This window comes from Micromonospora sp. NPDC049240, assembly GCF_040647835.1.
In the GTDB taxonomy this organism is placed as follows: domain Bacteria; phylum Actinomycetota; class Actinomycetes; order Mycobacteriales; family Micromonosporaceae; genus Micromonospora.
This window is the reverse complement of sequence record NZ_JBEZCX010000011.1, coordinates 139,816-154,768: the sequence shown is the minus strand read 5'-3', so window position 1 is coordinate 154,768 and position 14,953 is coordinate 139,816. Positions and strand designations below refer to the sequence as shown.

At 74.6% G+C, this 14,953-nt stretch carries 13 protein-coding genes; 4 read left to right on the top strand and 9 right to left on the bottom strand.

From position 1 onward, the window contains the following. Positions 1–19: 19 nt before the first annotated feature. Genes AB0B02_RS18595 through AB0B02_RS18585 form a run of 3 tightly spaced genes read right to left on the bottom strand, consistent with a single transcriptional unit; the run spans position 20 to position 3,382 of the window. Positions 20–904, bottom strand: coding sequence for an ABC transporter permease (locus AB0B02_RS18595; protein WP_357301778.1), 885 nt, complete (start codon positions 902–904; stop codon positions 20–22). After that, positions 901–1,845: an ABC transporter permease gene (locus AB0B02_RS18590; RefSeq protein ID WP_357301775.1), complete on the bottom strand. Its 945-nt coding sequence runs from the start codon at positions 1,843–1,845 to the stop codon at positions 901–903. The genes AB0B02_RS18595 and AB0B02_RS18590 overlap by 4 nt, the downstream gene beginning before the upstream one ends. 1 nt (position 1,846) lies before the next feature. After that, positions 1,847–3,382, bottom strand: coding sequence for an ABC transporter substrate-binding protein (locus AB0B02_RS18585; protein ID WP_357301772.1), 1,536 nt, complete (start codon positions 3,380–3,382; stop codon positions 1,847–1,849). Positions 3,383–3,550: 168 nt separating this feature from the next. On the opposite strand from AB0B02_RS18585, the gene AB0B02_RS18580 reads away from it, so the two are divergent. Together AB0B02_RS18580 and AB0B02_RS18575 are read left to right on the top strand one after the other, a co-directional pair. After that, complete coding sequence (locus AB0B02_RS18580; RefSeq protein ID WP_357301769.1) at positions 3,551–5,179, top strand: acyl-CoA dehydrogenase family protein; 1,629 nt, start codon at positions 3,551–3,553, stop codon at positions 5,177–5,179. 3 nt (positions 5,180–5,182) lie between these two features. Continuing rightward, positions 5,183–6,004 carry an MOSC N-terminal beta barrel domain-containing protein gene (locus AB0B02_RS18575; protein ID WP_281941100.1) on the top strand — a complete coding sequence of 274 codons (822 nt, stop codon included), beginning with the start codon at positions 5,183–5,185 and terminating at the stop codon, positions 6,002–6,004. A 35-nt stretch (positions 6,005–6,039) separates the two neighbouring features. On the opposite strand, the gene AB0B02_RS18570 is transcribed toward AB0B02_RS18575, so the two are convergent. Continuing rightward, positions 6,040–6,597, bottom strand: coding sequence for a GNAT family N-acetyltransferase (locus AB0B02_RS18570; protein WP_281941098.1), 558 nt, complete (start codon positions 6,595–6,597; stop codon positions 6,040–6,042). Between the two features lie 33 nt (positions 6,598–6,630). Here AB0B02_RS18570 and AB0B02_RS18565 point away from each other — a divergent pair, with 33 nt between their 5' ends. Then, positions 6,631–7,848 carry an aminotransferase class I/II-fold pyridoxal phosphate-dependent enzyme gene (locus AB0B02_RS18565; protein ID WP_357301764.1) on the top strand — a complete coding sequence of 406 codons (1,218 nt, stop codon included), beginning with the start codon at positions 6,631–6,633 and terminating at the stop codon, positions 7,846–7,848. An 18-nt stretch (positions 7,849–7,866) separates the two neighbouring features. Here the strand turns inward: AB0B02_RS18565 and AB0B02_RS18560 are convergent, their stop codons facing one another. Further along, positions 7,867–8,451 carry a DUF664 domain-containing protein gene (locus tag AB0B02_RS18560; RefSeq protein ID WP_357301761.1) on the bottom strand — a complete coding sequence of 195 codons (585 nt, stop codon included), beginning with the start codon at positions 8,449–8,451 and terminating at the stop codon, positions 7,867–7,869. 89 nt (positions 8,452–8,540) lie between these two features. On the opposite strand from AB0B02_RS18560, the gene AB0B02_RS18555 reads away from it, so the two are divergent. After that, entirely contained in the window at positions 8,541–9,545 is a 1,005-nt protein-coding gene (locus tag AB0B02_RS18555; RefSeq protein ID WP_357301758.1) for a WYL domain-containing protein, read from the top strand. 31 nt (positions 9,546–9,576) lie between these two features. On the opposite strand, the gene AB0B02_RS18550 is transcribed toward AB0B02_RS18555, so the two are convergent. The 4 genes from AB0B02_RS18550 to AB0B02_RS18535 form a co-directional block, all read right to left on the bottom strand. After that, positions 9,577–9,888: an NIPSNAP family protein gene (locus tag AB0B02_RS18550; RefSeq protein WP_281941086.1), complete on the bottom strand. Its 312-nt coding sequence runs from the start codon at positions 9,886–9,888 to the stop codon at positions 9,577–9,579. Between the two features lie 23 nt (positions 9,889–9,911). Continuing rightward, positions 9,912–10,727 (bottom strand): TetR/AcrR family transcriptional regulator, encoded by an 816-nt coding sequence (locus AB0B02_RS18545; protein ID WP_281941084.1) that lies wholly within the window; start codon positions 10,725–10,727, stop codon positions 9,912–9,914. Between the two features lie 100 nt (positions 10,728–10,827). After that, entirely contained in the window at positions 10,828–12,129 is a 1,302-nt protein-coding gene (locus AB0B02_RS18540; RefSeq protein WP_357301754.1) for an SWIM zinc finger family protein, read from the bottom strand. Beyond that, positions 12,126–14,915, bottom strand: a complete 2,790-nt coding sequence (locus tag AB0B02_RS18535; RefSeq protein ID WP_357301750.1) for an SNF2-related protein — start codon at positions 14,913–14,915, stop codon at positions 12,126–12,128. Before AB0B02_RS18535 ends, AB0B02_RS18540 begins: the two co-directional genes overlap by 4 nt. Positions 14,916–14,953 lie beyond the last annotated feature (38 nt).

Genomic DNA, 14,953 nt, shown 5'->3' with positions numbered 1-14,953 from the left:
CTTCGCTCGGTGCGCTCGCTCATGCGGTGGTGCTCCTGCGGGCCTCGCTGAGGGTGAGCTGGCGGGGGTCGAGCACGTCGCGCAGCGCGTCACCGACCAGGTTGAACGCGAGCACGGTCAGGAAGATCGCCGCGCCCGGGAACACGCCCAGCCACCAGGCGTCGGTGACGAAGCCCCGCCCGTCGAAGAGCATCCGACCCCAGGCCGGCGCCGGCGGCTGGATGCCCAACCCGAGGAAGGACAGCGCCGCCTCGGACAGGATCGCGAACGCCAGCGACAGCGACGTCTGCACGATCAGCGGCGCGGCGATGTTGGGCAGCACGTGCCGGCGCATGATGCGCAGGTCGGACGCGCCGATGGAGACGGCGGCCCGGACGAAGACCTGCTCGCGGACGGCCAGCACGCCGGCACGGGTGATCCGGGCGAAGATCGGGGTGTAGACCACGCCGATGGCGACCATGGCGGTGAGCAGGCCGGGCCCGAGCACCGCCACGATGGCCACCGCCAGCAGCAGCACCGGGAACGCGAACAGCACGTCCATGCAGCGCATCAGCACGCTGTCCAGCCAGCCCCGGTAGTAGCCGGCGAACAGCCCGAGCGTCACGCCGGCGACCAGCGCGATGCCGACGCTGACCACGCCGACCTGGAGCGAGACGCGCGCCGCGACCAGCACCCGGCTGAGCACGTCCCGGCCCAGCTCGTCGGTGCCGAACGGGTGCGCCCCGCTGGGTGGTCGCAGCATCGCGTCGACGTCGACGTCGTTGACGCCGGACGGAGCCAGCCAGGGACCGGCGACGCCCACCACGACCAGCAGCAGCAGGACCAGCGTGCCGCCGACGGCGAGCGGGTCGCGGCGCAGCGCGTCCAGCACGCGACGCCTGGTGCTCTCGGATGCGCCGCTCACTTGACCGTGATCCTCGGGTCGAGGCGGGCGTAGAGAATGTCCACCAGCAGGTTGACCAGCAGGAACAGTGCCGCCACGAGCAGCACGGCGCCCTGCAGGACCGGATAGTCGCGGGCCTGGACCGCGTCGAACGTGAGCCGGCCGATGCCGGGCCAGGCGAACAGCACCTCGATGACGATCACGCCGCCGAGCAGGCTGGCCAGTTGCACCGCGACCACGGTGACGACCGGGATCAGCGCGTTGCGCAGCACGTGCCGCAGGATCACCACCCGGTTGCGCAGCCCCTTCGCCTCGGCGGTGCGCACGTAGTCGGCGGAGAGGACCTCCAGCACCGAGGAGCGGATGAACCGGGTGAGGATCGACGCGGTGACCAGGCCGACGGTGACCGCCGGCAGCGCCACGTGCGACGCCCACCGGCCCGGGTCCTCGGTGAGCGCCACGTAGCCCGACGGCGGCAGCCAGCCCAGCACACCGGCGAAGAGGATGATCCCCATGATGCCCATCCAGAAGTCGGGCACCGAGACGCCGAACTGGCTGAACACGCGCGCCGCGTGGTCGACCGCCGAGCCGCTGCGCACCGCCGCGACGATGCCCAGCGGGAACGCCACCAGCAGCGCGAACACCACCGCGGTGAGCGCCAGCGACAGCGTCGCCGGCAGTCGTTCCAGCACGATCCGGCTGACCGGCTGACCGGTGCGGAAACTGACCCCGAGGTCGCCGGTGAGCGCGTGACCGAGGTAGCTGGCGTACTGCACGGGCAGCGGCTGGTCGAGGCCGGCGCGCGAGCGCAGCGCCTCGTACGTCTGCGGGTCGAAGCGGGTGCCGAGCGCCACCCGCACCGGGTCCCCCGGCACGAGTTGCAGCAGCAGGAAGACCACCAGGGTCACCCCGAGCAGCACGACCGCGGACTGGAGGACCCGCCGCAGGACGAAGCGGGTCATGTCACTTGCCGAGGGCGACCGTGCGGAACCGGATCGCCCGGTCGCTGCGGACGTCGTAGCCGGAGACCTTCTTCGACCAGCCCTGCACCACGTCCGGGTTGTACAGGTAGAGGTAGCTGGCGTCGTCGACGATCTGCTTCGCCGCCTGGTCGTACGCCTGCTTGCGGGCGGCCTGGTCGGTCTCGGTGCGGGCGGTGTCGAGCAGCTTGTCCACGGCCGGGTTGGCGTACTTGTGGAAGTTGAACGTGCCGCCGCTGTGGTGCTGGGCGTAGTAGAACTCGTCCGGGTCGACGTTGCCCAGCCAGCCGAGCATGAAGCCGTCGAAGTTCCCCTTGGCCTGCTCGTCGAGCCACTGGGCGAAGTCCAGCGTACGGATCTTCACGGTGATCCCGACGTCCTTGAGCTGCGCGGCGATGACCTGGGCGGCGGTGACCGTCTCCGGGTACTCACTCGTGACCATCAGGTCCATGGTGAGGTTGCCGACGCCGGCCTGGCCGAGCATCTGCTTCGCCTTGGCCGGGTCGTGCGAGAAGGGCGCGTAGTCGTAGAAGAACGCGCTGTCGCGCGGGATGGCGGTCTGGTTGACCGTGGCGAGACCGAACTTGGCCGCCTTGGTGATCGCCTCCCGGTCCAGCGCGTAGCCGATCGCGCGGCGGACCTCGGGGTTGTCGAACGGTTTGCGGGCCTCGTTGAGCGCCACGTACCAGTAGTCGGTCGACGGCGCGGTCTTCACCACCGGGTCGTCCCCGTCGCGCAACGACTTCACCTGCTGCGGCGGCAGGTTGTCGGTCCACTGCACCTGGCCGCTGCGCAGGTTCTGCAGCGCGACGGTCGGGTCCTTGACGAACGTGAAGGTGACGCCGTCGAGCTTCGGCTTGTCGCCCCAGTAGGTGTCGTTGCGGACCAGCTTGATGCTGTCACCCGAGGTGTAGCCGGCGACCTTGAACGGGCCGCTGCCGACCGGCGCGGTCTTCACCTTGCCGGACTCCACGTTGGACTTCTCCACGATCGCCACGCCCTTGAAGCCGCCCAGGTTGGCCAGCAGGTTGGGGGTGGGCGCGGTCAGCGTCACCACGACGGTGGCCGGGTCGGGGCCGGTGACCGACTTGACGGTGGCGAACTTGTAGGCGGTGTTCAGCTTCTGCTTGATGATCCGCTCGTAGGAGTAGACCACGTCCTCCGAGGTCAGCGGCGACCCGTCGGAGAACTTCGCCCCGTCGCGCAGGGTGAACGTCCAGGTGAGCTGGTCGGCGCTGGTGGTCCACTTGGTGGCCAGCGACGGCACCATCTTCAGGTCGGCGTCCGGCTCGACGAGCGTGTCGTAGACGTTCTCCAGGACCTGGAAGCTGTAGTAGGCGGACGTCTTGTGCGGGTCGAGCTGGTCCGGTTCGCCACCGATCGCGGCGTTGAGGACGCCCCCCGCGCCCCCGGCACCGCCGTCACCGACGTCGACGGCCTCGCCGCCGCTGCATCCGGACAGGACACCGGCCGCGAGCGTGAGCGCCGCGCCGATCACACCGAGCTTGTTCCTGGACATTGGCCCCCCTGCCGCTTTCCGAACAAAAGAAAGTTTCGGCCACTCTTCTCGCCGAGCGGGATGATGTCAAACGAATCGAGCCGAATCGACCGGTCGACACGCGGTTGCCGGTCGGGGTTGAACGGTGGTTCAATCCACCTTCCGCCACCGCGCGCTGGGAGTGCCGCCGTGACCACACACGAGGTCGTCAACCAGGTCCCGCCGCTGGTCGGCCACGACACCGCCGACGATCCGGCGCTGCTCGACGGTCTGGCCCGGGAGGGCGCCGGCTGGGCCGCCGCCGGGCTGCGCGAGCTGGGCCGGCTGGCCGGCGGCGAGGCGGCCAACGAGCACGGCCGGCTGGCCAACGAGCACCCGCCGGTGCTGCGCACCCACGACCGCTACGGCCACCGCGTCGACGAGGTGGAGTTCCACCCCTCCTGGCACGAGCTGATGCGTACCGCGGTCGGGCACGGCCTGCACGCCGCGCCGTGGGCCGACGACCGGCCCGGCGCACACGTGGCCCGGGCCGCCGGCTTCTACGTCTGGCGGCCCGACGCCGGGCACGGCTGCCCGATCTCGATGACCTACGCGGCGGTGCCGGCGCTGCGGCACAGCCCCGAGCTGGCCGCACGCTACGAGCCACTGCTCACCAGCACCGACTACGACCACGGGCTGCGTCCCCCGCTGGGCAAGCGGGGCCTGCTGGCCGGCATGTCGATGACCGAGAAGCAGGGCGGCTCGGACGTGCGCGCCAACACCACCACCGCCCGGCCCGAGCCGGACGGCAGCTACCGGCTGGTCGGGCACAAGTGGTTCACCTCCGCGCCGATGTGCGACCTGTTCCTCACGCTCGCCCAGGCGCCGGACGGCCTCACCTGCTTCCTGGTCCCCCGGGTGCTGCCCGACGGCGCTCGCAACCCGATGCGGCTGATGCGGCTGAAGGACAAGCTCGGCAACCGCTCCAACGCCTCCGCCGAGATCGAGTACGAGCAAGCGGTGGCGTGGCGCGTCGGCGACGAGGGCCGCGGCGTGCGCACCATCATCGACATGGTCAACCTGACCCGCCTGGACTGCGTGATCGGCGCCGCGGCCGGCATGCGCCAGGGCGTGACCACCGCCGTGCACCACGCCACGCACCGGCGGGCGTTCGGCCGCTACCTGGCCGAGCAGCCGCTGATGCGTAACGTGCTGGCCGACCTGGCGGTGGAGTCCGAGGCGGCCACCGTGCTGATGACGCGGCTGGCCGGCGCGACCGACCGGTCGGCGCGTGGGGACGCCGGCGAGACCGCGTTCAAGCGCCTGGCGCTGGCGGTCGGGAAGTACTGGGTGTGCAAACGCTGGCCGGGGCACGCCGCCGAGGCGCTGGAGTGCCTGGGCGGCAACGGCTACGTCGAGGAGTCCGGCATGCCGCGGCTGTTCCGCGAGTCGCCGCTGAACTCGATCTGGGAGGGCTCCGGGAACGTCGCCGCGCTGGACGTGCTGCGCGCGCTCACCCGGGAGCCGCAGGTGCTGGCCGCGTACGAGGCGGAGGTCGCCACCGCGGCCGGCGCTGACCCGCGCCTCGACGCGGCGGTCCGCGCGGTGCGTGACGAGCTGGCCGACCACACCGACCTGGAGCTGCGGGCCCGCCGCGTGGTGGAGCGGCTCGCGCTGGTGCTCCAGGGCGCGCTGCTGGTCCGGCACGGCCACCCGGCGGTCGCGGACGCGTTCTGCGCGTCCCGGCTGGGCGGCGACCACGGTCAGGCGTACGGGACGCTGCCCGGCGGCCTCGACCTCGCCGCGATCATCGACCGGGCCACCCCGAAGGTCGGCTGACCGGTGCGACTCGTCTCGGCCCACGTCCACCCCGTGAAGTCGCTGGCCGGCGTGGACGTCGACCGGGCCACGGTCGAGCCGTGGGGGCTGCGCCACGACCGGCGCTGGGTGCTGCTGCAACCGGACGGCGCGGTGCTCACCGCCCGCACCGTGCCCCGGATGCTCGGGCTGACCGCCGTGCCCGGCGTCGGCTCCCTCACGCTCACCGACCGGGCCGGCGGTTCGTTGGTCGTCCCCGAGCCGGTGGCCGGCCCGCCGGTCGCCACCACGCTGTCCCGGCTGGACTCGGTACGCCTGGCCACCGCCGAGGCGCACGACTGGCTCACCGAGCGCCTGGCGCGCCCGGTGCGGCTGGGCTGGCTGGACGACCCGCGCCGGCGCCCGGTGTCGGAGGCGCACGGAGGCCGCCCCGGCGACCCGCTGAACCTCGCCGACGCCGGCCCGCTGCTGGCCGCCACGCTGCCGTCGCTGCGCCGGCTGCGGGACTGGATCGTCGAGGGCGCGCTGGAGCGGGGCGAGCCGGCGCCGGACCCGCTGCCGATGGCCCGGTTCCGGCCCACCGTGGTGCTCGACGGCCCGGTCGCGCCGTTCGCCGAGGACGGCTGGACCCGGGTGCGCATCGGCGCGGTCGACTTCCGGGTCGCCGAACGCTGCGACCGCTGCTCACTCACGCTGATCGACCCGGTGACGCTCACCAGCGGCAGGGAGCCGATCCGCACGCTGGCGCGGCACCGGCGGTGGGACGGGAAGGTGTGGTTCGGCATCCGACTGATCCCGGTCGGCGCCGGCGAGATCCGGGTCGGCGACCCGGTCACCGCCGACTGACCGCCTCCGGGCCCAGGGGCCGCACGCGGGCCGGCTCAGCCCGCGCGGGGGCGCCACTCGTCAGCGAGGACGGCGAAGACGAGCTGGTCGGCCCACTCGTCACGGAACCGGTAGCTGCGCACGTGCCGCGCCTCCCGGCGCATGCCGAGCCGGGCCAGCAGCCGGGCGGACGCCTCGTTGCCGGCGTGGCACCGGCCCGTCACCCGGTGCAGCCCGAACGGGCCGAACCCCCAGTCCAGCAGCGCGCCGGCCGCCTCGGTGGCCAGGCCCCGGCCGCCGTGGTCGGGATGGAAGACGTACCCCAGCTCGGCGGTGCGGTCGGCGCGGCTGCGCCAGACCAGCTCCACCGTGCCGATCACCCGGTCGCCGGCGACCGCGGCCAGTGTCAGGCAGTCGCCCTCCGCCCGCAGCGCGTCCTCGCCCACCATCGCGGCCACCGACGCCCGGGACTGCTCCCGGGTACGCGGCTGCGCGAGCGTCCAGCGGCACACGTCGGGACGTCGCTGCCAGGCGTGCACGTCGTCCAGGTCGTCGGGCGTGACCGGGCGCAGCAGCAGTCGCGGCGTCCGCAGTGGATACGTCGGGCGGGCCATCGGGCGATGGTAGAGCCGCCTAGGGTGAACGACATGCGCGTTTCCGCCGACGACCGCAACCCGCTCACCCGGCTGACGCTGGAGCAGCTCCGGCAGCGCACCAGCGTCAAGTGGCGGCTGCACCCGCCGGACGTGCTCCCGCTGTGGGTGGCCGAGCAGGACGTGCCGCTCGCGCCGCCGGTGGCCGACGCGCTGCGCCGCGCGGTCGAGCAGGGCGACACCGGTTACGCGCACGGGACGGGCTACGCGGAGGCGCTCGCCGGGTTCGCGGCGCAGCGCTGGGACTGGCCGGACTTCCCGGTCGGGCGCAGCACGCTGGTGCCCGACGTGATGATGGGCGTGGTCGAGGTGCTGCGGCTGGTCACCGAACCGGATGACGCGGTGGTGGTCTGCCCGCCCGTCTATCCGCCGTTCTACGCGTTCGTCTCGCACGCCGACCGGCGGGTGTTGGAGGCCCCGCTCGGGCCCGACGGACGGCTCGACCTCGCCGCGCTGGACGAGGCGTTCCGCCGGGCCCGGCTGCTCGGCGCACGGCCCGCGTTCCTGCTCTGCAACCCGCACAACCCGACCGGCGTGGTGCACCGCCGTGACGAGCTGGCCGCCGTCGCCGAGCTGGCCGCGCGACACGGCGTCCGGGTCGTCTCCGACGAGATCCACGCTCCGCTGGCGCTCGCCGGCGCGCGGTTCACCCCCTACCTCACGGTCCCCGGCTCCGGGAACGCGTTCGCGCTGCTGTCGGCGTCCAAGGCGTGGAACCTCGCCGGTCTCAAGGCGGCGGTGGCGGTCGCCGGGCCGGACGCCGCCGCCGACCTGGCCCGGATGCCGGAGGAGGTCGGCCACGGGCCCAGTCACCTGGGGGTGCTCGCGCACACCGCCGCGTTCGCCGCCGGCGGGCCGTGGCTGGACCAGCTCCTCGACGGCCTCGACGCCAACCGCGCGTTGCTCGGGACGCTGCTCGCCGAGCACCTGCCCGCGGTGTCCTGGCAGCCGCCCGAGGGCACCTACCTCGCCTGGCTGGACTGCACCCGGCTCGGCGTGCCCACCGAGACGTCGGGTGACGGCCCGGGCGTGGTCACCGACCTGTCCGGCCCGGCGCGGATGTTCCTCGACGACGCCCGGGTGGCGCTCAGCTCCGGGCACGTCTTCGGCACCGGCGGCGCGGGCTTCGTCCGGCTCAACTTCGCCACCTCGCCCGCCGTGCTGACCGAGGCGGTGACCCGGATGGGCCGGGCCGTCGCCGCGCCGGGGTGAGGGCGGGCCCGCGCCGGGTCAGGTGGTGGTCCGCCGGTCGAGCGTCTCGCGCAGGATCTCCGCGTGCCCGGCGTGCTGCCGGGTCTCGGCAATGACGTGCATCAGCACGGCGCGCGCGCTCAGCACCGTGCCGGGCTCCTGCCAGGGCACGTCCGGCACCGGATGCGCCGCCGACAGGTCGGCCAGACCGGCGACGATCTCCTCGGTACGGGCGGCGACCCGCGCGTACCGGTCGAGGATGGCGGGCAGCGTGTCCTCGGGCAGCATCTGGAACGTCCGCTCCCGTTCGATCGCCCAGCGCGGCAGTTCGCGCGCCGTGCCGGCCAGGAACTCCGCCCAGGTCACGCCGTCGGGCAGGGTGAAGGTCATCACCGCCGGGCCGTCGACCACGAACCGCAGCCAGGCCTCCTCGCCGGACGCGACGTGCTTGAGCACCCCGCCCAGGCAGAGCGCGCTCACGGTGGGGCGCTCCCCCGCCTGGGCGTCGGTCAGGTCGCGCACCGTGGCGGTCAGCGCGGCGCGGGCGCCGGCGAGCGCCCGGAGCAGGTCGGTCCGCTCGGCGTCGAGCGTGGTGGACGGCGCGGTCGGGGCGGTCACGGTCATCGGTTCCTTCCGGTCGGCGATCGGTGCCGGTCCACGGTCGCAGGCGTAGCGGTCAGTTCCTGTCCGCTACCCGGGGCAGAATGCGGCCCATGTCGACGACGTCCGCCCGCCTGCTCGCCCTGCTGTCCCTGTTGCAGGCCCGTCGCGACTGGCCGGGCGCGGTGCTGGCCGAACGGCTCGGAGTGAGCGCGCGGACCGTGCGCCGCGACGTCGACCGGCTGCGCGAGCTGGGCTATCCGATCGCCGCCGCCAAGGGCCCGGACGGCGGCTACCGGCTGGGCGCCGGGGCGGCGCTGCCGCCGCTGCTCTTCGACGACGAGCAGGCCGTGGCGCTCACCGTGGCGTTGCAGACCGCGGCGACCACCGTGACCGGCATCGAGGAGTCCGCCGCGCGGGCGCTGACCACGGTCCGGCACGTCATGCCGGCACGGCTGCGCCACCGCGTCGACGCCCTGCGGGTGGTCGCCGTGGAGAAGTCCGGCGGCCCGGCCCGGCCCCGGGTCGAGCCGGGCCTGCTGGTGACGCTCAGCGCCGCCGTGCACGCCCGCGAGGTGCTGCGCTTCGACTACCCGGCCGGGCCGGCGGCCGATCCACCGGCCGGCCTGCCACCGCCGCGCCGGGTCCAGCCGCACCACCTGGTCACCTGGGGCGGGCGCTGGTACCTCGTCGCCTGGGACCTGGACCGCGACGACTGGCGCACGTTCCGCGTCGACCGGATCAGTCCGCGCACCCCGACCGGCCCCCGGTTCACGCCCCGCGAGCTTCCCGGCGGCGACGTGGCGGCGTACGTCGCCGGCCGGTTCCACGGCGCCGGCGGCCCCGGTGACTGGCCGTGCCGCGGGGAGGTGATCCTCGACCTGCCCGCCCGGACGGTCTCCACCTGGACCCGCGACGGCCTGGTCGAGGAGCTCGGCCCGGACCGCTGCCGGCTGGTGCTCGGCGGCTGGTCCTGGCCCGGCCTGGCCGCCCTGCTCGGCCGGTACGACGCCGACATCGAGGTGGTCGGGCCGCCCGAGCTGCGGGACGCGTTCGCCCGCCTGGCCCGGCGCTACGCCGCCGCGGCCGTCGGCACCCGCCGGCCGGCTCCCCCGTGACCACCGCCTCGCCCGCAGCGCGGCGACGGCGTCAGTCGGTCGGCAGGAGCGGACGCATGAACGTGCGCTCGTACCGCAGCACGCACCCCGACTCGTCGCGGATCCGGTCGGCCGCGACGAACTCCGGGTCCACGCCGAACCGGGAGCGGTACCGCTCGTACGCCGCCAGGCTCTCGAAGCTGAACAGCGCCTCGGCCCGGTCGCTGGCGCCCTCGGCGGGCAGGAAGTAGCCGTGGTGCACGCCGCCGTGCCGGGCCACCAGCGTCATCCAGGCGCGGGCGAACCGTTCGAACGCCTCGATCCGGGCGGGATCGATGGTGTAGTGCACGACGCACGTGATCATGCGACCACCCTAGCGGCGCGCGGTCACCGCCCGGCGTCACCGGCGTCGCTCGGGGGCGAGCCCAGTGGACCGGCCCCGCCCGTGCGCTCGGCGACCACCACCGCGACGCCGTCCAGCACCCGCCGCAGCCCGAACTCGAAGGCGTACTCCGGGCCGTAGGCCGCGCCGTGTGCCGCCCCGGCCGCCGAGCCGACCCGGGCCGCGGTCGGGTAGCTGCCCGAGGTCATGAACTTCTCCAGCCACGGGCCGTGGATCTGCCACCACTGCCCGTCGGTCATCCCGGTCTCGCGTTCCAGCTGCGCGCCGTCGTGGTCGGCGCGGGCGATGCTCTTGACGTGCCCGAGGATCAGGGTGAGCACGGCGTCCATCTCCACGTCGTCCAGCCCGATGTCGGCCACGGCGCGCAGCTCGTAGTCGTACTTGGCGAGCGTGTGGGGGCCGAGCACCGGGCGGCTGGTCTCGGCGCGCAGCAGCCACGGGTGGGCGCGGTAGAGCGCCAGGTTGTCCCGGGCGATCCGGTCCAGCCGGCCGCGCCAGCCGCCCGGCACGTCGGCCGGGCGCGGCATGTCGCCGTAGACGGTGTCGACCATGACGTCGAGCAGCTCCGACTTGCCGGGCACGTAGGTGTAGACCGACATGGTGCCGGCGCCCAGCGCCTCGCTGACCCGCCGCATGGTGAGCGCGTCGATGCCCTCGGCGTCGGCGATCTCGACGGCCGCCCGCACGATCCGGTCGACGCTCAGCCCCGGACCGGTGCCGCGGCTGGTGGGCTCCCGGGTGCGCCACAGAATGGCCAGGCTGCGTGCGGGGTCGGCCTTGCCGCTGCGCTCCTTCGACATAGTGGCTCCATCCTACCGGCGCCATACCGTATGGCGTACGGGCCGTCCGCTGAGGCGGCCGGCCGGAGCGGGACCCTCCGGCCGGCCGCCGGTCCACGGATCAGTCCCTCGACAGCTCCAGCAGCGCGTCGGCCGGGTCCGGTCCGGGCGGGCCCGCCGGCCACCACCGGCCGGAACGCCTGCGGAACGGGTACCAGCGGCCGTCCGGGCCGTAGCGCACCTGCACGTCCCGGCCCACGGTCCAGCGGTTGCGCCAGTTCCGCACCTGCGGCGTCGCGCCGCCGATCCCGCCGGCCTCGCGCAGCGCGTCGGTGGTTCGGGACACCAACTCCTTCGGCGGGCTGAACACCGCGTCGACCGCGGCCAGGCCGGCGGCACCGGCGTACTCCCAGGCCCTGATCGCCAGGGGCAGGTCGTCGACCCGGCCGCTGGCCTCGGCGAGGCGGCGCGCGGCCCGAGACCGCGGCATCCGCGACGCCAGCCGCACGGCGTCCGACCAGGCGTCGTGCTCGGGCGCCAGCGCCTCGGCCGCGTCGGCGGTGAGCAGACGCCGGGCCCGGGACGCGGCATCCGCGGCGAGCACGCCCAGCGCCTCGGCGTCCAGGCCGGGCGCGTCGTGCGGGGCCAGCAGCGGCGTAAGCGCCACCGGCTCGTCGCGGACCGCCGGCGGCGGTCCGGGCAGGGCGGCCGGGACGGTCGCGTACGCCTCCTCGGCCCGGACGCCGACGGCGTCCGCCGCGCCGGCGGCGACCGCGCGGCCGGCGTTACGCGTGCGCAGCTCCTCGATCAGCTCCGGCTCCGCCCGCCCCCGCATCAGCAGCAGCACGAACGGATCCCGGTCCAGCAGCCAGGACGCCTGGTAGGACAGCGCGGCGGCGTGCCGGCAGGGATGGTCCCAGGACGGGCAGTCGCACGACGGCTCCAGGTCGCCGTAGCCGGGCAGCAGCCGCACCCCGGCGTCGTCGGCGGTGGTCACCAGGTCCTGCGGCATGTCCCGGTCGAGCAGCGCGGCGATGTGCCCGGCCCGGGCGGCGACCCGGTCCAGCAGGCGGTCCCACTCCGCGTCCGCGAGCGTGGAGATCCGGACCTCGGTGTGGTGCGGGGTGTACTGGTCGCCGTCGTGCACCGGCGCGGAGATCCGCCCGGGGCTCACCGTGATCGGCCCGACCTGACCGGCGAACGCGTACCGCCGGCCCTTCCTGAGCTGTTCCGGGTCGAGCGCGGTGTGTTCCATCGACTCGATCCAGGCGTTGCCCCACCAGGTGTCGGCGAACTTCCTGCCGATCCGCCGGCCCGGCCCGAACGCCGGGAAGCTCCGGGCCCGCCCGTCGTCCTCGACCGGCCCGGTCGCCTCGTCGTCCGGCTCGTCGTCGAACTCGACGTCGAAGTCCACGTCCGTCATCCCTCGTCGCGCAGCCGCACGAGCCGGAGCAGTTCGGCGTCGGACAGTTCGGTCAGCGCGGTCTCGCCGCCGGTGAGCACCGCGTCGGCCAGCTCCCGCTTGGACTCCAGCAGCGCGGCGATCCGGTCCTCCAGGGTGCCCTGGGCGATCAGTCGGTGCACCTGCACCGGCCGGGTCTGCCCGATCCGGTACGCCCGGTCGGTGGCCTGCTCCTCCACGGCCGGGTTCCACCACCTGTCGTAGTGGATGACGTGGTCGGCCCGGGTCAGGTTGAGACCGGTGCCGGCCGCCCGGAGGGAGAGCAGGAACACCGGCGCCGCGCCGGCCTGGAACCGGCGGACCATCTCCTCGCGCTGCGGCACCGGCGTGCCGCCGTGCAGCAGTTGCGCCGGCACGCCCCGCTCGGCCAGGTGCCGCTCCAGCAGCCGGGCCATCCGCACGTACTGGGTGAAGACCAGGGCGCCGCCGTCCTCGGCGAGGATGGTCTCCAGCAGGTCGTCGAGGAGCTGCAACTTCTCCGAGCGGCCGGAGAGCGTGCCGTGCGGCTCCTTCAGGTAGTGCGCCGGGTGGTTGCACACCTGCTTCAGCCCGACGAGCAGCTTCAGCACCAGCCCTCGGCGGGCGATGCCGGTCGGGCTGGCGCGGATCTCGCCCATCACCTCGTCGACGACCCGGCGGTAGAGCGTCTCCTGCTCGCCGGTGAGCGACACCAGGTGGTCGGTGACCGTCTTCGGCGGCAGCTCCGGCGCGATGCCCGGGTCGGACTTGCGGCGCCGCAGCAGGAAGGGACGGACCAGACGGGACAGCCGGTCCACGCCTGACGCGTCCCGGTCCACCTCGATCGGTCGGGCCCACCGGGCCCGGAACGTGCCGACCGTGTCGAGCAGGCCGGGCGTGGTCCAGTCGAGGATGGTCCACAGCTCGGAGAGGTTGTTCTCCACCGGCGTGCCGGTGAGCGCGAGGCGGGCGTCGGCGGGGATCTCGCGCAGCGCCCTCGCGGTGCCGCTGAGCCGGTTCTTCACGTACTGCGCCTCGTCCGCGACCACCATCCCCCACCGTCGCCCGCCGAGCACGGCCGCGTCCAGTCGCATGGTGCCGTAGCTGGTCAGCACGAACCCGTCGGTGCGGTCGTCGAGCGTGCGGGCCGCGCCGTGGAACCGGCGGACCGGCACGCCCGGCGCGAACCGGCGGATCTCGCGTTCCCAGTTGCTCAGCACCGAGGCGGGGCAGACCACGAGCGTCGGCCCGGCGAGGGCCGGGCCGGCGCGGCGGCGCAGGTGCAGCGCGACGACGGTGACGGTCTTGCCCAGACCCATGTCGTCGGCGAGGCAGCCGCCGAAGCCGAGCGAGGTCATCCGGTCCAGCCAGCGCAGCCCCCGCAGCTGGTACGCGCGGAGCGTGCCGTCCAGCCCGGCCGGCGGGGCCAGCCGCTCGGGGCCGCCGTCCGGCTCGGCGATCCGCTCCCGCAACGCGCCGAGCCAGCCGTCGGCCACCACCTCGACGCGCTCGTCGTCCACCTCGGTGCTGGCGATCAACGTGGCGGCCAGCGCGTCGTACGCCTTGAGCGGAGGGAGCTGCCGCTCCCGGGCCCGGCGGGCCAGCTCCGGCTCGACCGCCACCCACTGCTCGCGCAGTCGGACGATCGGCCGGGACTTGGCGACCAGGTCCATCTCCGCGTCGGTGAGCGCCTCGCCGGCGAGCGTGAGCTGCCAGCTCCGCGGCATCGGCGCGGCCGAGCGGAGGACGCCGGCCGGGTCGGCCGGCTGTTCCGGCGGCGAGGAGATCAGGACGCGGGCGGTGAGCTCGCGGGACAACCGCGGCGGCCACTCGACGTCGATGCCGGCCGCGGCGAGCCGCCGTTCGGCGCCGCCCAGCAGGTCGATCAGGTCCTCGTCGAGCAGTTCCAGCTCGACCGGGGCGGCCTCGTCGAGCAGCCGGGCCAGCGGCTGCCACACCGTCGCGGCCCGGCGCACCGCGCGCATGGCCTCGAACGTGGCCTGCTCGCCGAGGCCGTGCGCGTCGCCCTCCCAGAGCGCGGCCGCGTCGCTGACCACCGTCGGGTCGGCGAGGCTGCGCAGGCGGACCACGGCGGTGAGGCCGGTGGTCGCGAAGTCGCCGCGCCCCACCAGCCGCAACGCCACCCGCAGCCCGGTGTCCACGCCGGCGGAGACCTCGCGCGCCCAGTCGCGCAGCTCCTCCACCGGCTGCGGGTCCAGGCTGGTGAACCGGTCGTCGCCGGTCAGCCACGGTGCCGCCGGGATGCGCGGCAGCGTGTCGGCCACCGCGTCCAGGAACGCCCGGACCAGGTCCTCGGCGTCGGGCAGCACGAGCGTTTCGGCGAACGGGTCGACCGGCACGGCGCGGGCCCCGGCCGGCATCGCCGCGGCGAGCGCGCGGATGCGCGCCACGTCGGCGACGTCGAAGGGGCCTACCCGCCAGGCGTCGTGCCCGTCCGGGGTGACGCCGGGCAGCAGCCGGCCCCGCGCCACCAGGTGCAGGCCGGTGACCGCCACCGCCGACCAGAACGCGGCGGCGGGCGTCACGTCCGCCGCGTCGCGCAGCGCGACGAGCTGCCGGACCGCGTCGGCGACCGGCACGGCGCAGACCCGCACCTGCCACGCCGCGACCGGGCCGTCGAGGGGCAGGGCCAGCGTCAGCTCGCGGACGTCGCCGAGTTCGTCGCACTCGTCCGGCACCGCGTCGCCGGTCGGATCGTAGAAGCTGACCGTGCCGGCCCGGGGCGGATCGCCCGGCTCGAAGACGACCGCGAACCGCCCGAGCAGCACCTCGTACCTCCCGATCGCGCCGGCGGTCCACCCCGTTT